The 21914-nt window shown below is 70.3% G+C and carries 18 protein-coding genes and 3 tRNA genes; 14 read left to right on the forward strand and 7 right to left on the reverse strand.

What is annotated here, in order from left to right; genetic code table 11:
- Positions 1–181 precede the first annotated feature (181 nt).
- From IG98_RS0109495 to IG98_RS0109510, 4 genes are all read right to left on the reverse strand, one after another.
- Positions 182–253, reverse strand: a tRNA-Val gene (locus IG98_RS0109495).
- A gap of 17 nt (positions 254–270) precedes the next feature.
- Positions 271–341: transfer RNA gene (locus IG98_RS0109500), tRNA-Cys, on the reverse strand.
- A 25-nt stretch (positions 342–366) separates the two neighbouring features.
- Positions 367–438 (reverse strand) — tRNA-Gly (locus IG98_RS0109505).
- A 109-nt stretch (positions 439–547) separates the two neighbouring features.
- Complete coding sequence (locus IG98_RS0109510; RefSeq protein WP_051751920.1) at positions 548–1210, reverse strand: ACT domain-containing protein; 663 nt, start codon at positions 1208–1210, stop codon at positions 548–550.
- Between the two features lie 92 nt (positions 1211–1302).
- On the opposite strand from IG98_RS0109510, the gene dusB reads away from it, so the two are divergent.
- The 3 genes from dusB (at position 1303) to IG98_RS0109525 (ending at position 5553) form a co-directional block, all read left to right on the forward strand.
- A complete protein-coding gene (gene dusB, locus IG98_RS0109515) occupies positions 1303–2424 on the forward strand; it encodes a tRNA dihydrouridine synthase DusB (RefSeq protein ID WP_030908609.1) in 1122 nt (373 codons plus the stop codon).
- A gap of 256 nt (positions 2425–2680) precedes the next feature.
- A complete protein-coding gene (locus IG98_RS0109520; protein ID WP_030908612.1) occupies positions 2681–4603 on the forward strand; it encodes a TRAP transporter permease in 1923 nt (640 codons plus the stop codon).
- Positions 4600–5553, forward strand: a complete 954-nt coding sequence (locus tag IG98_RS0109525) for a TAXI family TRAP transporter solute-binding subunit (protein WP_030908614.1) — start codon at positions 4600–4602, stop codon at positions 5551–5553. The genes IG98_RS0109520 and IG98_RS0109525 overlap by 4 nt, the downstream gene beginning before the upstream one ends.
- A gap of 1 nt (position 5554) precedes the next feature.
- Here IG98_RS0109525 and IG98_RS0109530 read toward each other — a convergent pair whose 3' ends face one another.
- From IG98_RS0109530 to IG98_RS0109540, 3 genes are all read right to left on the reverse strand, one after another.
- Entirely contained in the window at positions 5555–6073 is a 519-nt protein-coding gene (locus IG98_RS0109530) for a DUF2087 domain-containing protein (protein WP_030908617.1), read from the reverse strand.
- A gap of 113 nt (positions 6074–6186) precedes the next feature.
- Positions 6187–8679 (reverse strand): DEAD/DEAH box helicase, encoded by a 2493-nt coding sequence (locus tag IG98_RS0109535; protein WP_030908620.1) that lies wholly within the window; start codon positions 8677–8679, stop codon positions 6187–6189.
- A gap of 159 nt (positions 8680–8838) precedes the next feature.
- A complete protein-coding gene (locus IG98_RS0109540; protein WP_245651499.1) occupies positions 8839–10179 on the reverse strand; it encodes an acyltransferase family protein in 1341 nt (446 codons plus the stop codon).
- A gap of 213 nt (positions 10180–10392) precedes the next feature.
- Here IG98_RS0109540 and IG98_RS0109545 point away from each other — a divergent pair, with 213 nt between their 5' ends.
- The 11 genes from IG98_RS0109545 (at position 10393) to rbsK (ending at position 21879) form a co-directional block, all read left to right on the forward strand.
- Positions 10393–11643 (forward strand): sensor histidine kinase, encoded by a 1251-nt coding sequence (locus IG98_RS0109545; RefSeq protein ID WP_030908628.1) that lies wholly within the window; start codon positions 10393–10395, stop codon positions 11641–11643.
- Positions 11634–12281, forward strand: a complete 648-nt coding sequence (locus tag IG98_RS0109550; RefSeq protein WP_030908631.1) for a response regulator — start codon at positions 11634–11636, stop codon at positions 12279–12281. The genes IG98_RS0109545 and IG98_RS0109550 overlap by 10 nt, the downstream gene beginning before the upstream one ends.
- Before the next feature lie 182 nt (positions 12282–12463).
- On the forward strand, positions 12464–13477 hold the full coding sequence (locus tag IG98_RS0109555; protein ID WP_030908635.1) for a LacI family DNA-binding transcriptional regulator: 1014 nt from the start codon (positions 12464–12466) through the stop codon (positions 13475–13477).
- Positions 13474–14385 carry a carbohydrate ABC transporter permease gene (locus IG98_RS0109560; protein ID WP_030908637.1) on the forward strand — a complete coding sequence of 304 codons (912 nt, stop codon included), beginning with the start codon at positions 13474–13476 and terminating at the stop codon, positions 14383–14385. The genes IG98_RS0109555 and IG98_RS0109560 overlap by 4 nt, the downstream gene beginning before the upstream one ends.
- 1 nt (position 14386) lies before the next feature.
- Positions 14387–15205: a carbohydrate ABC transporter permease gene (locus IG98_RS0109565; RefSeq protein ID WP_030908640.1), complete on the forward strand. Its 819-nt coding sequence runs from the start codon at positions 14387–14389 to the stop codon at positions 15203–15205.
- A 26-nt stretch (positions 15206–15231) separates the two neighbouring features.
- The gene (locus IG98_RS0109570; RefSeq protein ID WP_030908650.1) at positions 15232–16527 is read left to right on the forward strand and encodes an ABC transporter substrate-binding protein; all 1296 of its coding nucleotides are present in this window, start codon (positions 15232–15234) and stop codon (positions 16525–16527) included.
- Entirely contained in the window at positions 16524–17486 is a 963-nt protein-coding gene (locus IG98_RS0109575; RefSeq protein ID WP_030908662.1) for an ADP-ribosylglycohydrolase family protein, read from the forward strand. Before IG98_RS0109570 ends, IG98_RS0109575 begins: the two co-directional genes overlap by 4 nt.
- A gap of 4 nt (positions 17487–17490) precedes the next feature.
- Positions 17491–18456 carry an ADP-ribosylglycohydrolase family protein gene (locus IG98_RS0109580; RefSeq protein WP_030908664.1) on the forward strand — a complete coding sequence of 322 codons (966 nt, stop codon included), beginning with the start codon at positions 17491–17493 and terminating at the stop codon, positions 18454–18456.
- A complete protein-coding gene (locus tag IG98_RS0109585; protein ID WP_030908666.1) occupies positions 18453–19613 on the forward strand; it encodes an ADP-ribosylglycohydrolase family protein in 1161 nt (386 codons plus the stop codon). The genes IG98_RS0109580 and IG98_RS0109585 overlap by 4 nt, the downstream gene beginning before the upstream one ends.
- Positions 19610–20986, forward strand: a complete 1377-nt coding sequence (locus IG98_RS0109590; RefSeq protein ID WP_030908670.1) for an ADP-ribosylglycohydrolase family protein — start codon at positions 19610–19612, stop codon at positions 20984–20986. The genes IG98_RS0109585 and IG98_RS0109590 overlap by 4 nt, the downstream gene beginning before the upstream one ends.
- Positions 20983–21879 (forward strand): ribokinase, encoded by an 897-nt coding sequence (gene rbsK, locus IG98_RS0109595; RefSeq protein ID WP_030908673.1) that lies wholly within the window; start codon positions 20983–20985, stop codon positions 21877–21879. The genes IG98_RS0109590 and rbsK overlap by 4 nt, the downstream gene beginning before the upstream one ends.
- Positions 21880–21914: the final 35 nt, after the last annotated feature.

The raw sequence follows: 21914 nt of genomic DNA on the forward strand, positions 1-21914 counted from the left end.
GTCATCGGCGGCCGGTGGTGGTGATGCCCCGCAGGAAGTAGCGCTGACCGAGAGAGAAGATCACGATCAGTGGCAGGGGGCACCACACTGGCCGCCAGGACGATCTCCCATGGGGGGGATCCCCATCCTGGTAGAGCCGGTCGACCAGGTCGCCGCGCCGAAGGCGCGGCCATTAAAAAAGTGGACGATACAGGGATTGAACCTGTGACCTCTTCCGTGTCAGGGAAGCGCTCTCCCGCTGAGCTAATCGTCCGCATGGGGAAAGACCAGAGGTGGAGACGGGATTTGAACCCGTGTAGACGGCTTTGCAGGCCGTTGCCTCGCCTCTCGGCCACTCCACCGGAGTGAGAGCCCTAAGACCCTTCGAGCGGAAGACGGGATTCGAACCCGCGACCCTCACCTTGGCAAGGTGATGCTCTACCACTGAGCCACTTCCGCGTGTTTCCTCCGGGTTTCGCTCCCGGTGGCGACGAGAGAACTCTAGCGGGTTTTCCGCGCGGTTGCGTAACCGTGCGCTCAGCCGCCCGCCCGGTGGCCGTAGGGCGGCTCAGCCGGTCTGGTCGGTCTGGTGGCGCAGCTGGCGGACGACGGCGCGTTCCACCGCGGGCAGGGTGAGGAAGATCTCCAGGATGCGGGTGAGGCGGTGCACCTCGATGCGGTGGAAGGCGGGGCCGTCGGCGCGGGCCAGCAGGAAGGTCAGGGCCAGCGGGGGCAGCGGGGCGGCGATCACGTGCAGGCCGGAGTCGAGGGTGAGGGAAGTCGGGCGGGCGGGGGTCTCGGCGGGGAAGGGGACCTGCTCGGGAGCCCGCCAGCTGGAGTGAACGGTCGCGCGAGGGACCTTCTCGGTCGCCGCCGCGGCCCAGTCGGCGCTGAACAGCACGGGCATGGAGTCGATCAGGGTGGCCAGCGCCCGATCGCCCGCCGTGGTGATGTACTTGAGGATCTCCAGCTCAGGGTAGGTGCCCGGTGCCTCGCGCGTGCTCCAGACACCCTCGATCGTCACCCCTGGCACGCTCTCCAACCCCTCGACCAGGGTCTGTCTGGGAGCTGAGTCGGGCCAGTAGACGGTGATGTCGTCCAGCGCCCGGCCCTCGCCGCGCTCCAGGACGACCACCTGGGTGATGTCCGCGCCCGCGACGCCGAGGACGCGGGTGACCTTCCCCAGGGAGCCCGGCTGGTCGGGCAGTGCGATCCGCAGTCGCAGCAGCATCCGCGGCCTCCCATGTCACGTCGGGTTACGCCAGGTACACCATATCCAGCGGATGATTCGTCCCGCTCGTCGCGGTGCGGTAGAAAAGCCAGGTGGAGTCGTTGAAACTGGGATCGCTGGAGGTGTGGCCGCCGGTCGTCCTCGCCCCGATGGCCGGGATAACCAACACGGCGTTCCGCGCCCTCTGCCGGGAGCAGGGCGGCGGTCTGTTCGTCTGCGAAATGATCACGACGCGGGCGCTGGTGGAACGCAACCCCAAGACGTTCAAGATGATCCGGTTCGAGCCGGACGAGCGTCCTCGCAGCCTCCAGCTCTACGGGGTCGACCCGGTGACCGTCGGCCGGGCCGTCCGCATGATCGCCGAGGAGGACCTGGCCGACCACGTCGATCTCAACTTCGGCTGCCCGGTGCCCAAGGTGACCCGCAAGGGCGGCGGCTCCGCCCTGCCGTACAAGCGGAACCTGCTCCGGGGGATCCTGCGCGAGGCGGTGCGCAACGCCGGGACGCTGCCGGTGACCATGAAGATGCGCAAGGGCATCGACGACGACCACCTGACCTATCTGGACGCCGGGCGGATCGCCGTGGAGGAGGGCGTCTCCGCGATCGCGCTGCACGGCCGCACCGCGATCCAGCACTACGGCGGAACCGCCGACTGGGAGGCGATCGCGCGGCTCAAGGAGAGCGTGCCGGAGATCCCGGTGCTCGGCAACGGCGACATCTGGAGCGCCGGCGACGCGCGCCGCATGATGGACGAGACCGGGTGCGACGGCGTCGTCGTCGGCCGGGGATGCCTGGGGCGCCCGTGGCTCTTCGCCGACCTGGCGGCCGTGTGCGAGGGCGGCGACGCGCGGCGCCGTCCCCGGCTGGGCGAGGTCGCCGCGACCATGGACCGGCACGCCACCCTGCTGGCCGAGTGCTTCGAGAGCGAGCCGCACGCCGTGGCCGACTTCCGCAAGCACGTCGGCTGGTATCTCAAGGGCTTCACCGTCGGTTCCGCCCTCCGTCGCCGCCTGGCCACCTCCGAGACCCTGGCGGGCCTGCGGGAGGGCCTCGCCGAACTCGACGCCGACCAGCCCTGGCCCGAGGGCGTGGACGTCCCCCGGGGTAAGACCAACCCGCGCGACCGCGTTCACCTGCCCGCGGGCTGGCTCGACGATCCGTACGACCTCGCCGTCCCCTGCGCCGACGCCGAGACCGACACCTCGGGCGGCTGACCGCGTCCTCCTGCCCGGCGGCCCCATTGCCGCCTCGCCGTGTGCCGTCCGTGTGCCGTCGCTGTGGCGGACGGTCGACCGCCATCGGTGGCCGCGCGTCCCGATCCTGCCCTCTGACACCCGCCTCCCCACGCCGCCGGAGCAGAGGTCTCCCGCGGAACGGGCGTGACGCGAATGTGACCCGTTCTGACAGATCAGAGTCAACCTTCTGGGTAATCTGCAGTCGAATATCGCGGCTCACACGTGGAGACGACGGTTGACGAGCACCACATCAGCGGATGAGTTGATCGCGGAGTTCGACGCGGAACGGCCCGCCCGGCGCCTTTCCGGCAGGGTGGCGCAGGCCGTCATGCTGGTCGCCCTCGGCCTGTCGCTGTACGTCCTCTACCGCGCGTTCCGGCCCGGCCCCGTTCTCCCGTACCGGATGCTCTTCCTCGCGGTCGTGCTGCCGCTCACCTTCGTCTGTTACAAGCCGGGGCGACGGGGCACCGACCGGCCGGGCGCCGATGACTGGGCGCTCGCCGCGCTGGCGCTCGTGGCCTGCCTCTACCCACTGGCGGTCTTCGACGACTTCATCCGGCGCGCCTTCGAGCCGACGACCCTCGACGTGGTGGCCGGGGCGGTCATCGTCCTGCTGGTGCTCGAGGCCTGCCGGCGCACCGTCGGGTGGATACTGCCCGCGGTCTGCGTCGGGTTCGCCGCCTACGCCTACTACGGCGGCTACCTGCCCTTCGACTGGGTCGTCGGGCACCGCGGCTACGACCTCGACCGGATCGTCGTCTCGTTCGTGATGGGTACCGACGGCGTGTACGGCGTGCCGCTCGACGTGGCGGCCACCTACATCATCCTGTTCACCGTCTACGGCGCCGTCCTCGACCACTCCGGGGCGGGCAAGTTCTTCGTGGACGTCTCACTGGCCGCGTTCCGCCGCTCGCGCTCGGCGCCGGGCCGCACGGTCACCCTCGCCGGGTTCCTGCTCGGTACGGTCAGCGGCTCCGGCGTCGCGACGACGGTGAGCGTGGGCAGCGTCGCCTGGCCGATTCTGCGCCGGGCCGGATACCCGCCCGAGCAGGGTGGGGGAGTGCTCGCGGCGGCGGGCATCGGAGCGATCCTGTCGCCCCCGACTCTCGGCGCCGCGGCGTTCATCATCGCCGAGTACATGCGGGTGAGCTACCTGACGGTGCTGCTCTACGCCACCATCCCCACCGTCCTGTACTACCTGGGTATCTTCCTGGCCATCGAGATGGACGCCCGCAGGTACGGGACACGGGCGGTCGGGGTGGACGCGCCGAACCTCTGGCCGCTGATCAGGCGGTTCGGCTACCACTTCAGCTCGCTGTTCGTGATCGTCGTCCTGATGGCGCTCGGCCAGTCGCCGTTCCGCGCCGTGGTGTACGCCACGCTGCTCGCCCTCGCGCTCTCCTTCCTCGACTCCGAGCACGCCCTGACCCCCCGCAGGGCGGCGAGGGCCCTGGCCGCGGGGACGACCGGGGTGCTGCCGGTCGCGGCGACCTGCGCCGCCGCCGGGCTGATAGTCGCCGTCGTCACGCTCACCGGGTTGGGACTCAAGGCGAGTTCCCTGATCGTCGGCGCCTCGGGCGGGATCCTCGCCGTCACCGCGCTGCTGTGCGCGGTCGCGGTGCTCGTGCTCGGTCTGGCGGTGCCGGTGACCGCGTCGTTCGTCATCGCGGCGGTCGTCATCGGACCCGCGCTGACGGATCTCGGTGTCAGCCAGGCCGAGGCCTACATGTTCATCTTCTACTACGCGGTGCTGTCGGAGGTCAGTCCGCCCACGGCGCTGTCGGCCTTCGCGGCCTCGGCCATCACCGGGGGCAACGCCTACCGGACCATGATGACCACCTGGAAGTACACCCTTCCCGCGTTCTTGGTGCCTTTCGCCTTCGTGCTGACCCCCGGCGGGGCCGGGCTGCTGGCCCAGGGCACGTTCGGGGAGATCCTGGCGGCCACGACGGTCTCGGCGGTGGCGGTCGCCGCGCTGGCCGCAGCCACCGGCGGGTGGCTGATCGGTCCGGCAGGGCCGGTCGAGCGGGTGCTGTGCGCGGTGGCGGCGATCCTGCTGCTGTTCCTGTCGCCGCTGCCCGCGCTCGCCGGAGCGGTGCTTCTGATCGTGGTCGTCTCCCTCCATCTGATGACACGCGAACGAGAGGCGGAGCATTGACAGTCAGACGTGGGGCCGCCCTGCTGGCGGCGATCCTGCTGTTCTTGGCCGGCTGTGGCGGAGACAGGTCGGCCGACCAGGCCACGGGCAAGAGGTTGTCGATCGCCACCGGCAACACCACGGGCGTCTACTACGTCCTCGGCGGGGGCCTGGCCGACCAGATCGGCAGGAACATCCCCGGCTATCAGGCCACGGCCGAGGCGACCGGCGCCTCTGTGGAGAACATCCAGCGGGTCGTCAGGGGTGACTCCGACATCGCCTTCACCCTGGCCGACTCCGCCGCCGACGCCGTCGCGGGCAAGGGCGCCTTCAGCACGCCCCAGCCGATCCGCGCCGTCGCCCGCCTCTACGACAACCACACCCAGGTGGTCGCCACCGCCGGCTCCAGAGTGAGGTCCGTCGCCGACCTCAGGGGCAAGCGGGTCTCCACCGGCTCGCCCAACTCCGGCACCGAGGTGATCGCGCTGCGCCTGCTGAAGGCGGCCGGTCTCGACCCGGAGGAGGACGTCACCCGTCAGTCGCTGGGACTGCCGGAGAGCGTGCAGGCCCTCAAGGACGGCGACCTCGACGCCCTGGTCTGGTCGGGTGGCCTGCCGACACCGGGCATCACCGATCTGCTGACCTCGCTCAGGGGCCAGGTCGCCTTCGTACCGCTGGACGGGGTGCTGCCCGCGATGCGCGCCGAGCACGGCTCGGCCTACGCCCCGGGCACGATCGCCAAGGACGTCTACGACACCCCCTCGGACGTGTCGACCATCTCGGTGCCCAACCTGCTCGTGGTGCACGAGAGGATGGACCCCGCCCTGGTGGAGAGCCTGACGAGGCTGCTCTTCGAGCGCAGAGCGGAGCTGGAGAAGATCCACCCCGTGGCCAGGGAGATCAGCCGGGACAACGCGCGGAAGACCGAGCCGGTGCCCCTGCACGACGGCGCGAGGAAGTACTACGGCTGATTCAGGCCTCGACGGAGCCGCCGCTGCGCCAGTAGACGTTGTTCTCCCTGGTGAGCATGCCCTCGTCGACCAGATAGCGGCGCAGCGCCGCGTAGTCGTCGTGGAAGGCGCGCAGCGCGACGTTGACCTCCTTCTCCGGGTAGCGGACCCCCGGCTCGAAGACCTGGACCACGTAGTCGAGCACGACCAACTGCTTGTCCCGCTTGCTGGGGATCGCCCGCAGTCGTCCCTCGACGAGGAAGGAGCGCAGCACCTTCTCCTCGGGAGAGACCGGGGCCGCGGGCTTGGCCGTGGTGTGCAGCAGCTCGCGGAACCGCTCGCGCCGCACCCGCCACTCGCCGCCCTCCCCCCGCACGGCGAGCCCGCCGCGTTCCAGGCGGTCCAGCGCGCGCCTGACCACCTCCCTGTCGAGGCCGGACTCCTCCTCGGGCTTGCCGCCCAATGCCAGAGTCGCCAGCACCCGCAGCGTGTCCTCCTGGTAGAGCAGGCCGAGCACCTGCCTGATCGCTTCGTCGCTCATCCCGCCATTCTTGTCGGTCCCGTCTGATATTTCTGCGCCCTGGACGGCCGGGGAGTGAGCCCGGAGGAGTTTCTGCGGATCGCGGCCCCGTCGCACTCTCCGTCCCAAGGTCGTCAGAGGCGGTTCAGGCCGATGACGTGGACCACGGCGCGGCCCTCCTCGTCGGAGGCGGCCAGGTCGACCTGGGCGTCGATGCCCCAGTCGCCGTCGCCGGCCGGGTCGGAGACGACCTGGCGGACCCGCCAGAACTCTTTCTCCTCCTCGATGCGGAGCAGGCCGGGACCCCGGGCGTCCGGGCCGGTGCCGATCTCCTCGTGGTCGGCGTAGTAGGCGTCGAGCGCGGCGCCCCAGTCGACGTCGGGGGCCAGTTGCTCCAGCTCCTGCTCGTTCTCCAGGGCGGCCAGCTCGATCAGGCGGAACATCGCGTTGCGGACCAGCACGCGGAACGCGCGGGTGTTGGCGGTGACCGGCTTGGTGCTCTCCTCCAGGGAGGGCGCCTCCAGCTCCCCGGTCGGGTTCTGCAACTGCTCCCACTCGTCCAGCAGGCTGGAGTCGACCTGCCGGACCAGTTCGCCGAGCCACTCGATGAGGTCGACCAGGTCCTCGGTCTTGAGGTGCTCGGGGATGGTCCGCGACAGGGTTCGGTAGGCGTCGGCGAGATAGCGAAGGACCGTGCCCTCGGACCGGGTCAGCTCGTAGAACTGCACGTAGTCGGCGAAGGCCATCGCCCGCTCGTACATGTCGCGGATGACGCTCTTGGGACTGACCGTGTAGTCGCCCACCCAGGGGTGGCCGCGCCGGTAGGTCTCGTACGCGCCCAGCAGCATGTCGGCCAGCGGCATCGGATAGGTCACTTCGTTGAGGAGCTCCATCCGCTCCTCGTACTCGATGCCGTCGGCCTTCATCTGCGCCACCGCCTCGCCGCGCGCCTTGTTGAGCTGCGCGGACAGGATCTGGCGGGGGTCGTCGAGAATCGACTCGATGATCGAGACCATGTCCAGGGCGTAGTTCGGAGACTCCATATCGAGCAGTTCGAGGGTGGCCAGCGCGAAGGTGGAGAGCGCCTGGTTCAGCGCGAAGTCCTCCTGCAGGTCGACGGTCAGGCGGGCCATCCGGCCGTGCTCGTCGGGTTCGTCCAGCTTCTCCACCACGCCTCCGGCCAGCAGCGACCGGTAGATCGCGATGGCCTGGCTGATGTGCCGCCGCTGCCACCTGCGGTCCTCGTGGTTGTCGGTGAGCAGGTGGCGCATGGCCGCGTAGCAGTCGCCGGGCCGGTTGATCACCGCGAGGAGCATGGCGTTGCTGACCTTGAACCGGGAGTTCAGCGGTTCCGGTTCGGCACTCTGCAGCTTCTCGAAGGTCTCCTCGCTCCACCCCACGAAGCCCTCCGGCGGCTTCTTGCGGGCGAACCCACGTCGCCTCTTGGGGTCGTCGCCGATCTTGGCCAGTGCCTTCTCGTTCTCCACCACGTGGTCGGGGGCCTGGCAGACGACGTAACCGATGGTGTCGAATCCGGCGCGTCCGGCCCGCCCGGCGATCTGGTGGAACTCGCGGGCGCGCAGCCGCCGCACCTTGTTGCCGTCGTACTTCGACAGCGCGGTGAAGAGCACGGTCCTGATCGGGACGTTGACGCCGACGCCGAGCGTGTCGGTGCCGCAGATGACCTTCAGCAGGCCCGCCTGGGCGAGCCGCTCCACCAGCCGGCGGTACTTCGGGAGCATCCCGGCGTGGTGCACGCCGATGCCGTGCCGCACCAGGCGGGAGAGCGCCTTGCCGAACTTGGTGGTGAACCGGAAGTGGCCGATCATGGAGGCGATCGCCTCCTTCTCGGCCTTGGTCGACATGTTGATGCTCATCAGCGCCTGCGCCCGCTCCATGGCCGAGGCCTGGGTGAAGTGGACGACGTAGACCGGGTACTGGTTGGTGGTGAGCATCTCCTCCAGCGTCTCGTGGAGGGGGGTCATCCGGTAGGAGTAGACCAGCGGGACCGGGCGCTCGGCGTTCTTCACCACCGCGGTGGGCCTGCCGGTGCGCCGGGTGAGGTCCTCCTCGAACCTGGTGACGTCGCCCAGCGTCGCCGACATCAGAATGAACTGAACGTTCGGCAGCTCCAGGAGTGGCACCTGCCAGGCCCAGCCGCGGTCGGGCTCGGAGTAGAAGTGGAACTCGTCCATCACCACCTGGCCGATGTCGGCCCGGGCGCCGTCGCGCAGCGCGACGTTGGCGAGGATCTCCGCGGTGCAGCAGATGATCGGCGCCCCGGGGTTCACACTCGCGTCGCCGGTCATCATCCCGACGTTCTCGGTGCCGAAGACCGCGCACAGATCGAAGAACTTCTCCGACACCAGTGCCTTGATCGGGGCGGTGTAGAAGGTGCGGACGTCCTTGGTCAGCGCGGTGAAGTGGGCTCCGGCGGCGACCAGGCTCTTGCCCGAGCCGGTGGGGGTGGCCAGGATCAGGTTGTTCCCCGAGACCACCTCGATCAGCGCCTCCTCCTGCGCGGGGTAGAGGGTCAGCCCTCGCTCGGAGTTCCATTCGACGAAGGCGTCGAAGATGGCATCGGGATCGGCGTCGATCTCTTCTGGCAGGCGGTCTACAAGGCTCACAGTCCAATACTGCCGAAGAACTTGTGGTGGTCGAACCGGAGGCGGCGATGGATGACATTACATTTAGCGTAAAATATGTAACATTATGTAGTTATGATCACTTTTTTTGGCATAAACGGCTACTAAAAGGACTTGGCATCGGCTGGAGTGCCGGAGCCGTCAGACGTGCCGAGGGTGATCCGGGACCGGACGCGCCCCGGGAACGCCCGCCCGCGAGGCGGGTGAGGTGCGAAAGGACGGCCCGGTCAGCGCCAGGCCCGCCACGATCGTGCCCGCCCCGAGCAGAGGAGCCGTCCCCGGGACGAAGCCGATCGCGGTGAGTGTGAGCAGCCCCAGTCCCACCAGCACGGTGGCCACGACGATCCTGGCCGTCCCCCCGGTGTACGGCCTGCCGGAGGGGGGCGTCTCGAACCGCCCGAGACCCCGCAGCATCGGCCATATCGCCAGGGTGAGCATGAGCAGCCAGTGCGGCCAGCCGGAGACCCAGGCCGAGGTGCCCGGCTCGGGGGTGGAGACTCCCAGGCCCACCACGACCATCGAGACGATGACGAACAGCGCGCTCATGTGCCACAGATAGAGGGTCATCATCCGGTCGCCGGCCCAGCCGAGCACCCTCGACACCCCGGGCCACTCCGCGAATGAGACGATCCAGCGGCGCAGCGCCAGCGCCAGCCCGATCTGGCCGATCCCGACCGAGAACAGCGCGAGCGTGGGCGGTGCCATGTTGGAGACGGCGGCACCCGGCATCCCGATCATGCTGAGCGGGTAGGGGCCGAAGGTCACCAGCACCGCGGCCAGACCGTACCCGGCCAGCGCCAGGATCCAGGGGCGGCCCAGCCGCCCGTCGATGTACAGGAAGCCGAGCTGGTGCACCGCCAGCCAGATCAGCACGATGTTGGGGAGACCTGTCACCTCCAGGCCACTGGTGAAGCGCAGGAGATCCACCGCCACCGCCCCCGCCGCCAGCGTGGCCGGCACCCGCCAGCCGTACGCCATGTTGAGCCTGAGCATCGGCGGGGTCAGTGCCACCGCGACAAGATAGATCGCCAGGAACCAGAGAAGCTGTCCGGCCAGCCGTGAGGCGGTCATGACCGGCTGCTCCGGCATGCCGAGCGTCAGGAGCAGGTGGGGGAGGGGCAGCCAGACCGCCGCCAGCGGCACGACCGGCCAGGCCAGGCGGCGCAGGCGCGTCGCCAGCCAGGCGGGAGTGGCGTCACCGCGCCGTACGGCGGCGCGCCTGCTGATCGCACCCGCCGCGCCCCCGGCGAAGAAGACCAGCGGCATCACCTGGCTGATCCATGTGATCATCCAGCCGTTCCCGGTGGCGAGCGCGTTGCCGGTGGTGATCCGACCGTCGGCGAAGGAGAGCACCGGCATGCTCCAGTGCTGGAGCACCACCAGGGCCATGCCGAACACGCGGAGCACGTCGATGAACGGGTCGCGACCGGCGGGCGCCGGTGCCGTGCGGGCTGTCGGACGCGTTGCCGGGCCGGGGATCACGGCGGTCAAGGGGGGCTCGATTCTTCGGGAGGGCGAGTGGAAACCTTGGGAAAGGCCGTGTGAAAAGCCTTCCGCCGGGACCCCGGCGACGCAGTGACGCACGCGGTAGTCTTCTCGCCAGATCTCCTCACCCTCGGGGGTAGTGCTGGCCCCACCCCGGCAAGCAGGTGCGCAGGGTCGATTGCCGTGCCCCGTGCTCATAGCGTTAGCGGTATGAGAACCCTCCTCAGCCGCATCGGCTCCGACACCCGCTACCTGGTCGTGGGCTTTCCCCTCTCGGTCATCTGGTTCGCCATCATGGTGGCCGGTTTCTCCGCCGGGACAGGCCTGGCTGTGGTGTTCGTGGGCCTGCCCATCCTCGCGACGACACTCCTGGTCGCCCGGGGCTTCGCGGACGTCGAGCGGCGCTGGCTGCCCGAGGTGCTCGGCCGGCCCGTCGCCAGACCGAGGTACCGGCCCGCCCCGCAGGACGCCGGGTGGTTCCGCAAGATGATCAATCCGCTCACCAACGGCCAGTCCTGGCTCGACCTGCTCTACGGCATCGTGGCCTTCCCGATCTCCATCGTGACCTTCGTGTTCGCGGTGGTCTGGTGGGCCGGGACGATCCTCGGTCTCACCTATCCGCTCTACGGGTGGATCGTCTACGCCATCCCCGGCAACGACGGCGGGCTCGGCCCGCTCCTCGGCCTGGGCGGCAGTCTCTGGATCGAGGTGGTGATCAACACGGTCATCGGTGTGCTGTTCGCGATCACCCTCACGCCGGTCGTGCGGAGCGCCGCGCTCATCCAGGCCGGGCTCGGCAGGGCCATGCTGACCGGGGTGGCCGAGCTGCACGATCGCATCGACGACCTGGCCGAGGGCCGGGCCGCCGCGGTGTCGGCCGAGGCCAACGCGCTGCGCCGGCTGGAGCGCGACATCCATGACGGGCCGCAGCAGCGCCTGGTCTCCCTGGCCATGGACCTGTCACGGGCGCAGCGCCAGCTCAGGCGCGACCCGGCGGGGGTCGAGCAGATGCTCGGCCAGGCCATCACCTCCACCCGCGAGACGCTGGACGAGCTGCGTGCCCTCTCGCGCGGCATCGCCCCTCCGATCCTCAGTGACCGCGGCCTGGCCCCCGCGCTCGCCGCGCTCGCCGGGCGCTGCACCGTCCCCGTCGAGCTGGACGTCCAGGTGGAGGGACGGTTCCCCGCCGCCGTGGAGAACAGCGTCTACTTCGTCGTCGCGGAGTGCCTCACCAACATCGCCAAGCACAGCCACGCCACGATCTGCACCGTGACACTGACCAGGACGGGTGGCTTCCTGATGCTGACAATCGGGGATGATGGGGTCGGTGGCGCACATGTCGCCAAGGGACATGGCCTGTCCGGTCTCGGTGACCGCCTGAAGGCGGTCGACGGCGAGCTGGCTGTTGATTCACCCGTCGGGGGGCCGACGGTCATAGTGGCGGAGGTTCCGTGCGGGTAGTCGTGGCCGATGATGCGGTGCTCATCAGGGAGGGCCTGATCAGGCTCCTGGAGGAGTTCGGCTGCCAGGTGGTCGCCGCGGTGGGGGACGGTGACCGGCTGGTGGCCGCCGTCGCCGAGCACAGGCCCGACGTCTCGGTGGTGGACGTGCGGATGCCGCCCGGCTTCACGGACGAGGGGCTGCGGGCGGCGGTGGAGGCGCGCCGGAGGGTGCCGGGCGCGCCGGTGCTGATCCTGTCCCAGTACGTGGAGGTCTCCTATGCCGACGACCTGCTCGCCGACGCCAGGGGCGCGGTGGGATACCTGCTCAAGGACCGTGTCGTGGATGTGGACGACTTCATGGCGGGCCTGCGCACCGTCGCGGCCGGCGGTACGGTCTTCGACCCCCAGGTGGTGGCCCAGCTGATGGTGCGGCGCCGTCGTGACGACCCTCTCGCCCAGCTCACCCCGCGCGAGCGCGAGGTGCTCGGCCTGATGGCCGAGGGCAGGTCCAACCCCGCGATCGGCCGTCAGCTGGTGATCAGCGACGGGGCCGTGGAGAAGCACATCCGCAGCATCTTCGCCAAGCTCGGCCTGTACGCCGAGGACGGCGACCAGCACCGCCGCGTCCTCGCGGTCCTGGCCTACCTGCGTTCCTGACCGCCGCCCCCGCCCGCCGGCTGGAACGCCGCGACGGCCGGGCCGCCATCCATCGTGCGCGCTGTTACTTGATCGTGACTTGACGTCCTCTGTTGCCTGCGAGTTACATGCCTCTAACTCCGTAAACGTTTTCAGTAAATCATCAGGATCACCGTAATCGTTTACAGAAAGGCGTGGTCTCTGTGAGCGACGGGCCGACGATCACCACGATCGCGGAGCGGGCGGGCGTCTCGATCGCCTCGGTCTCCCGCGTCCTCAACGGTCTGCCGACCCGCGAGAACACCGTGCGCCGGGTGCTCAGCGCGGCCGAGGAACTGGGATACGTCCCCAACTCGGTGGCCCGGTCGCTGAAGTCGCGCCGGACCAACCAGGTGGCCTTCGCGATGGCCGACATCGGCAACCCGGTCTACCTGGCGATGGTCCGTGAGATCCAGCCGGTGCTGAAGGCCGCCGGGTACCGTCTCGTACTGCACTCCACGGACGCGGACGTCGCCGACGAGATCGACGTGCTCCGCGGCCTCGGCGAGCGCTACGTGGACGGGCTGATCATGATCCCGCTCAGGGTGAGTGAGGCGCATCTGAAGGCCGTCGAGGCGGCCCGCGCCCCCGTCGTCATCATCGGCTCGGTACCGGACGGCACGCGGGTGGACAACATCCGCGCCGACTCCCGCACCGGTGTACGGCTGGCGCTGGACCACCTCCACTCCCTGGGACGCCGCAGGATCGGGTTCGTCAACGGCCCACTGGACACGGTCCCCGGTTCGGCCCGGTCCATCGCCTACGCCGAGGCGCTCACCGCCCTCGGCCTGCCCTATGACGAGAACCTGGTGGAGATCGGTGACTTCTACCGCGCCGAGGGCGCGGCCGCGGTAAGCCGACTGCTGGCCAGGGCACCCGACCTGGACGCGATCATGTGCGCCAACGATCTGATCGCGCTCGGTGCCCTGGAGGTCCTGCGCCGGAACGGCCGCCGGGTGCCCGAGGACGTGGCGGTGGCAGGCATGGACGACATCGACATGGCCGCGGCCGTCTGGCCCGCCCTGACCAGCGTCTCCCTCGGCTCGGCCGAGCGGGGCAGGGCGGCGGCGGAACTGCTGCTGGACCGGCTGGGCAACGGCGAACGGGAGCCCAGAGTGGTCACCGTACCGCCCCGCCTGGTGGTCAGGGCATCGACCACGGGAGAGGAGACGCCGTGACCCTCACCGCGGACCGGCCGGTCAGGACGGCGAGCCCGAGGAAACCCCAAAGGGGCGGGCGGCAGGGGCGTGAGGCGCTGCTGCTGATGCTGCCCGCGCTGGTGCCCGTGCTGGTGTTCAGCGTGGGGCCGCTGCTTTACGGGATCTTCCTGGCGTTCACCGACGCGCGCTCCGGGCGCAACTCGGTCACCTCGTTCGTCGGGCTGTCGAACTTCGGGGACCTGCTCTCCGACGGGGACTTCTGGGCGTCGTTCCGGATCGGGATGATCTGGGCGGTCTCGGTGACGGTGCTGCAGTTCCTGGCCTCGCTGGGGCTGGCCCTGCTGCTCAACCAGGATCTGCGGTTCCGGGGGTTCGCCCGGGTGCTGGCCATGGTGCCGTGGGCGATGCCGCCGGTGGTCATCGGGCTGATGTGGCGGCTGGTCTACCATCCGGACGCCGGGATCCTCAACAGCATGCTGGGCACCGAGATCGACTGGCTCAACGACTTCTCCATCGCGCTGCCCGCGGTGATCGTCGTCGGGATCTGGACCGGCATGCCGCAGACCACGGTGGTGCTGCTGGCCGGGCTGCAGAGCGTTCCCAAAGAGCTGTACGAGGCGGTCGAGGTGGACGGCGCGGGTGTCTGGCGCAGGTTCTGGAACATCACGCTGCCCCAGCTCCGCCCGGTCATCGTGGCCATCACCTCACTGGACTTCGTCTGGAACATCAACCAGTTCGGGCTGGTCTACGTTCTCACGCAGGGCGGTCCGGGAGGCCAGACCCGCCTGCCGATGCTGTTCGCCTACGAGGAGGCCTTCCGCTACGGCTTCTTCGGCTACGCGGCCACCCTGGGGGTGGCGATCGTGATCGTCGTGCTGGCCGTGCTCGGCGCCTATCTCTGGCGGCAGATGCGGGAGGCGAGCTGACATGGGCAGGTCACTGCGTTATCTGGCCCTGGCCGGTTACCTCGTCTTCCTGGCGTTCCCCCTGGTCTGGCTGCTGTCCACGGCGTTGAAGACGCCGCAGGAGATGGCGAGCCTGGACCCGACGTGGATCCCGCGCTCACCGACGCTGACCAACTTCGCCGACGCCTTCGCCGAGCAGGACCTGGTCGGCAGCGGGGTGCGCAGCCTCGTCGTCGCGGTGGTCAGTGCGGTGCTCACCGTGATCCTGGCGCTGCCCGCCGCCTACGCGCTGGCTCGGCACCGTTCGATGGTCAACCGGATCGCGATCGGGTGGGTGCTGGTCAGCCAGGTCTTCCCGTTCATCCTGATCATCATCCCGCTGTTCATGGTGCTGCGCGGGCTGGACCTGGTCAACACGCTGCCCGGCCTGACCGTCGTGCACGTCACCTTCACGCTGCCGTTCGCGCTGTGGATGCTCCAGGGATACGTGCGTGCCGTACCGCGTGAGCTGGAGGAGGCCGCCGCGGTGGACGGGGCCGGGCGGGTGCGGTCGCTGCTGAGCGTCGTCGCCCCGCTGCTGGCCCCCGGTGTGGTCGCGACCCTGCTGTTCTCGTTCATCTCCTCCTGGAACGAGTTCCTGTTCGCCTTGATCGTCCTTAAGGACCCGGATGTGGCGACCCTGCCGCTGACGCTGGTGAAGTTCACCGGCGCGGAGGGGGTCGTGCGCCTCGGGCCGCTCGCCGCAGCCTCGCTTCTGGCGACGATCCCGAGCCTGGTGTTCTTCGCATTCATCCAGCGACGGCTGAAGTCCGGCCTGATGGCCGGAGCCGTCAAGGGATAGCCCCACCCCCCGATAGGAGAAGTCATATGCGCATGAGGGTCGTGCTGGCCGCAGGCCTCCTCGTTCTGGCCGCCGGATGCGGTTCGGAATCGCCAGCGGCCGCCCCCGACGAGCCGGTGACGATCAAATTCCAGAGCCTCGCCTGGCAGAAGGAGTCGATCGCCGCCAACAAGCAGCTCGTCGAGGAGTGGAACAAGGCCAACCCCAAGATCCAGGTCGAGTACATCCAGGGAAGCTGGGACAACGTCAACGACCAGCTCGTCACCTCCTTCGAGGCGGGCGACCCCCCGGACGTCATCCACGACGACTCCCCGGCTCTGTCCGGCTTCGCCAGCCGCGGCTACCTGCTGGACATCAAGGACAAGATCCCGGCCGAGCTGAAGGGGGACATCCCGCAGCCCGCCTGGGACACCGTCACCTTCGGCGACGGCAAGGGCGGCCAGGGCGTGTACGGCGTGCCGTTCCTGCAGGAGTCGCAGGTCATCATCGGAAACAAGAAGCTGCTCGCGGCGGCCGGCGTGCGGATCCCGACCCCGGACAGTCCGTGGACGTGGGACGAGTTCGCCGAGATCTCCAAGAAGCTCACCAAGGGTGACGCCTACGGTGTCGCCTGGCCGATGAAGTCACCGGTCAACAAGGTGCTCAACCTTGCCCTGAACTTCGGCGGCACCTTCTTCCAGACCGACGCCGGCGGCAAGACGACGGTCAAGGTCGGTGCCGAGGAGCGCGAGGTGCTCCAGCGCATCCACGACCAGCTCCACAAGGACAGGTCCGCCGACCCGTCCGCGCTCGGCATGGGCTCGGCCGATCCGCTGCCCGGTTTCTACGCCGGCAAGTACGCGATGCTGCCCGCAGGCGTCTACCTGCGCCAGCAGGTCGTGGAGCAGGCGCCGGACGGCTTCGAGTGGATCACCCTCCCGCCGCTGAAGGGCGTCGGCTCCGAGCAGGGAGCCGTCTCGCAGACGCTGTCGGTCGCCGCGGACAGCAAGTATCCCGAGCAGTCGCTGAAGTTCATCTCCTTCTTCCTCAACGGTTCCAACCAGGTCAAGCTCGCCAAGGGCGACTGGCTGCTGCCGACCTCCGTCAAGGCCGCGGGCGACCCCGCCATGACGGTCGAGGAGAACGGATGGAACGTGGCGACCGCGTCGGCCAAGAATCTCGTGGTCGCGCCGTTCCTGAAGGTCAACGGCTTCGACGAGTGGAAGAGCAAGGTGGCCACGCCGGCCCTGCAGCAGTACTTCGCCAACAAGATCACCCTCGACGAGACGGCGAAGAAGCTCGTCGACGAGGGCAACAAGGTGCTGGAGCGGTACAACCGGTGACATTGACACATCGGGGGCGCGCCCGGGGGTGTCTGCTCGGCCTCGCGGCCGGCGACGCCCTAGGGCGGCCGGCTGAGAACCTCTCGCCCGAACAGATCGCCGCCCGCTGGGGGAGGCTGACCGAGATCGACGGCGGCGGCACCGACGACACCGAGTACACCATCTTCGCGGCCTCCCTGCTCATACGGCACGGGCACGCGCTGACCTCCCAGGACGTCGCCCAGGCCTACCAGCAGGAGATCATCCCGCTGATCGACGGACCGATGAAGGGCGCGGGCTTCTCCGAGCTCGGTGCCATCCAGGCACTCCGGCAGGGACTCCGGCCACCGCTGACCGGCCAGTGGCACCGCCACGGCTGGTCGGACGGCCTGGCCATGCGCGCCGCACCGTACGGGATCTTCGCCGCGGGTGACCCCGGCGAGGCCGCTCGTCTGGTGGAGGTCGACGGCAGCGTGAGCAACGCGGGGGAGGGCATCCTCGGCGGCCGTGCGGTCGCCGGGGCGGTGGCCGCCGCGATGGCGGGCGCCTCCCCGGACGAGGCGGTCACGGCCGGCCTCGGCGTGATCCCCGAGGACTCGTGGACCGCCCGCAGCGTCAACCGCGCCCGCGAGGCCCTCGGCCCCGGGTCCGGTGACGTCGCCGGGCGGTTGCACGAGGCGGTCGTGGTCCGGCACTACCCGTGGACGGACCTGGCTCCCGAAGCCGTCGCCCTCGCCTTCGCCGCCTACCTGATGGGCGGCGGAGAGGTCGAGGAGTCCGTGGTGATCGCGGCGAACCTGGGGCGGGACGCCGACACCACCGCGGCCATCGCCGGCGCCCTCGCCGGGGCGGGGCGCGGTGAGGCGGCGGTGCCGGAGCGGTGGGCACGGCAGATCGGCCCGGTCGAGGGGCGCTGCCTGCCGGTGACCGCGGGACGGCATGTGCTCGATGTGGCCGATCAACTCGTGGAAGGGACGTAGGGCGATGACGTCGGGGGACAGGATCCTGGGGGCGTTCGCCGGTCTGGCGATGGGCGACGCGGCGGGATGGCCGTCGTCGCGGCACAGGGCGGGGGTGCACGCACCGTGGAGCAGACGCCTGCACCGCGAGCTCGACGCCTTCGCCGAGGAGCATCGGGTGACCACTCTGCCGGTGCCGTTCGCGCTCAACCAGCCGGTCGCGCCGCTGGTGATGGGGCCGTCCGACGACGCCGAATGGCTCGCCTGGACCGTGCTCACCATCGACGAGGACCGCGCGGCGGCGTTCGCCGGCCTGACCGGCAGGGACGATGTCAGGGCGCGGATCTCGGTGCGGACCGCGCTGGACAACCTCGCGCGCGGTCTCGGCCCTCCCGCCAGCGGGCACGACAACCCGCACTTCTTCGACGACGCCGCGGTCGTGCGGGCGGTCGCCTTCGGGGCCGCCGGGCTGGATCCCACGGCCGACGCCCAGGTCACCAACGCCGGTGACGGTGTGCTCGGAGCCGTCGCGATGGCCCGGGCGATCGGCGTCCTGGTGGACGGCGGTCCGATGGGCGACGCCGTGCGGGCCGCGTTGGAGGCGCTTCCCGGCGACACCGTCATCGGCCGCGCGACCCGCGTCGCGCTCGCGGTCGCGCGCGAGGCGGGCGATCCGTTCGCGGCGGTGCCCGCGCTGGACGAGGCGCTGTTCGACCACGTCTACAGCTACGGGGTGGCCGCCGCCGAGACGCTCCCGGTGGCTCTCGCCCTGGCGGAGGTCTCCGGCGGCTCGATACGCACCGCCGTACCGGCCGCCGCCTGCCTGGCCGCCGCAGCGGACTCCGCGCCCGCGCTGACCGGTGCGCTGACCGGCGCGTTCACCGGCCATGACGCGCTGCCGCGGGGATGGAGCACCACCCTGACGGGCTGCTGCCTACCCGAACTGGCGGGAATCGATCTACTGGACATCGTGAGGGGACGGATCGGATGAGTACAGCGGGCAGGGGCATGCTTGAGGACAAGGCCGTGGGATGCGTGGCGGGTGCCGCGGTCGGCGACGCCCTCGGCGGCGCCACCGAGGGCTGGACGCCCGAACAGATCCACGAGCGTTACGGCGGATACGTCGAGGGCCTGGTCCCGCCGTACTTCGAGGACTGGCGGAACGCCCGCCCCATCGCGCCTTACCACAAGGGTGACGGCCACATCACCGACGACACCCTGATGACCCACGCGCTGATCCGGGTCTACGAGCGGGTCGGGGGCCACCTGGACGCCTACGCGGCGGCCGATCACCTGGTACCGGAGATGATGGGGGAGAAGCGCTGGATCCCGGAACTGGAGGCCGAGGCGCTGCTGCTGCAGCGGGTCTTCCTGGCGGAGAAATGGCTGGTGCTGCGGCTGCACCACGGTCATGCGGACCCGCGTGAGGCAGGCGTGGGCAACATCGTCAACTGCGGCGCCGCGATGTACATGGCACCGGTCGGCGTGGTGAACGCCGCCGACCCCGACGCCGCCTACGCCGAGGCGATCGAGCTTGCCGGCGCCCACCAGTCCAGTTACGGCCGGGAGGCGGCCGGGGTGCTCGCCGCCGCGGTGGCCGAGGCCATGCGCCCGGGCGCGACGCCCGACTCGGTGGTCGCCACCTGCCTGCGGCTGGCACGCGACGGTACCAAGGCGGCCATCGACGCGGTGTGTTCGGTGGCCCGCGACCTCGGCCACTGGGACGGCTCCTTCGAGACACTGCGCGCCGCCATGAAGCCCTACGACACGGTCGCCGACACCTATCGTGACCAGGGTCTCGGCGCCCGCCGCCCGAGCCGCCTGCACAGCATCGAGGAACTCCCGCTCGCCCTGGCCTTCCTGCTGATCGCCAAGGGCGACTACCGTGACACCGTCCTCGGCGGCGTCAACTACGGCCGCGACGCCGACTCCATCGCCTCCATGGGCGGCGCCGTCGCCGGCGCCCTCGGCGGGCGCGGGGCCGTCCCGGCCGACTGGGTGGAGCAGATCTCCACCGCCAGCCGCACCGACCTCCTCACCCCCGGCCTGAGCCTGGCCCGCGTCGCCCGACGCATCCACGGCGCGGACCTGGAACGCCGCCGCGCCCACGAGTCCGCCTTCGCCGCCCTCGCCGGGGACGCCGGATGATCAGGCTGACCTGGGTGCAGCCGGAGGACCTGGTCGGCCACGAGCTGCGCCAGGCCGCCGAGGACGGCCGCGAGGTGACGGAGATCGCCGCGCGCTGGCAGGCCGCGGGAGGACACGGCGCCCCGACCCGGGCGGGAGCCTCGCAGCAGGCTCCTCCGGTACGGCTGCGCCGCCTGGCCGAGGACCTGCTCGACGAGCTGGCCGCGATCCCGTCCCCGCTCGCCGAGCCCTCCACCCTGGCCGAGATCGTCACAGCCTGCCCGAGGTGGCCGTCACAAAGGGGCACGGCCACCTCGGGCACACCGGACATGGACCGGATGCTCGGCGCGTGGCTCGGCCGGGCGGTGGGCTGCGTGCTGGGCAAGCCGGTGGAGAAGATCCCCCGGGAGGGGATCAGGGCGATCGCCGAGGCGACGGGGAACTGGCCGATCCGGGGATGGTTCACCGCCAGGGGACTTCCCGCCGAACTCGGCCGGCGCTGGCCGTGGAACCGGCGCAGCGCCGTCAACAGCCTCGCCGAGAACATCGACGGCGTCCCCGAGGACGACGACCTCAACTTCGCGCTGCTCGCCCTGGCCCTGCTGGAGCGGCACGGCCGGGGGTTCGGCACCGACGACGTCGCGCGGCTCTGGCTGGACGAGTTGCCCGGCGGCCGGGTCTTCACCGCCGAGCGCGCCGCTTACCGCAACCTGCTGGCCGGCCTGGAACCGCCCGCTCCCCATGACTCGCGGGCTCTCTCCACGGCGACCTTTCGCAACCCGTTCCGGGAGTGGATCGGTGCGTTGATCAGGGCCGACGTCTACGGCTGGGTCAACCCCGGCGATCCGGCCACGGCCGCGGAGTTCGCCTGGCGCGACGCGCGGCTCAGCCACACCGCCAACGGGATCTACGGTTCCATGTTCGTGGCGGCGATGTGCGCCACGGCGCTGACGGCCTCCTCCGCCGAGGAGGTGGTCGCGACCGGTCTCGCCGTGATCCCGCCGGACTCCCGTCTGGCCGCCGCCGTACGGCAGGCCGCCGAGGACGCGCGCCGGGAACCGGACTTCGAACGGGTCGTCGACCGGCTCCACGTACGCCACGGGGAGCTGCACTGGGTTCACACGATCAACAACGCCGCACTGATCACGGCGGCACTGGTCCACGGCCGGGGTGACTTCACCGCCTCGATCGCCGGCGCCGTGGCGGGCGGCTGGGACACCGACTCGGCGGGGGCGACCGTGGGCTCGATCGTCGGCGCGCTGCGCGGTGCGTCGGGGATCCCGGAGGGGTGGTCGTTGGCGAACCGGCTGTCCAGTAGCATCAGCGGGTTCGACGGCATCGGCCTGGACGAGCTGGCCCGCCGTACGCTGGCCCTGAGGGCGGAGGAATCATGATCTCGGTGTTCGGCAGCGTCAACATGGACCTGGTGGCCTATGTCGATGTCGCACCCGCACTTGGCGAGACCGTGACCGGCCGCGCCTTCAGCACGGTTCCCGGTGGCAAGGGTGCCAACCAGGCCATCGCCGCCGCGCGGGCGGGTGCCAAGGTGGCCTTCCTGGGGGCGGTGGGCGACGACGACTTCGGGACCGAGATGCGCAGGACGCTCGCCGAGGCGGGCGTCGACGTGACGGACCTGCGCACGGTCCCCGGGCCCTCGGGCATCGCCCAGATCGTGGTGGACGGCGGCGGCGGCAACTCGATCATCGTGGTTCCCGGTGCCAACGGGACCGTGACCGCCCCCACCGAGGCCGAGATCGAGGTCATCTCCCGCTCCGACGTGCTCCTGCTCCAGCTGGAGCTTCCCATTGAGGCGGTCACCGCCGCCGCCAGGGCCGCCCGTGCCGCGGGGACCACGGTGGTCCTCACCCCCGCGCCCGTCCAGCCCCTGCCCGCGGAGCTGCTGGAGGCCGTGGACATCCTGGTGGCCAACGAGCACGAGGCCGTCGCGATCACCGGCCAGGCGGACCACGAGCGCGCCCTGGAGGAACTGAGGGGCGCGGTCGGATGGGTGATCGTCACCCTGGGGGCGCGCGGCGCGCTCACCGCCTCCGGAGACGAGGCCGCCGTGTGGGTCGAGGCACCCAGGGTGAACGCGGTGGACACCACGGCCGCGGGTGACACCTTCGTGGGCGCCCTCGCCGCGGCCCACCTCGAGGAACAGCCCGCTGATCGGGCCGTTCGCTTCGCCACCGCGGCGGCGGGCCTGTCCGTCCAGCGTGCGGGCGCCAGCAGTTCGATGCCCACCCGCGCCGAGATCGACCGGAGCCTTTCCACTGCCGGTGCCTGACACCCGTGGGGATCTCCCGGCCGATCTCGGCGCGG

It is taken from the genome of Streptosporangium amethystogenes (genome assembly GCF_000721075.1).
GTDB lineage: Bacteria > Actinomycetota > Actinomycetes > Streptosporangiales > Streptosporangiaceae > Streptosporangium > Streptosporangium amethystogenes.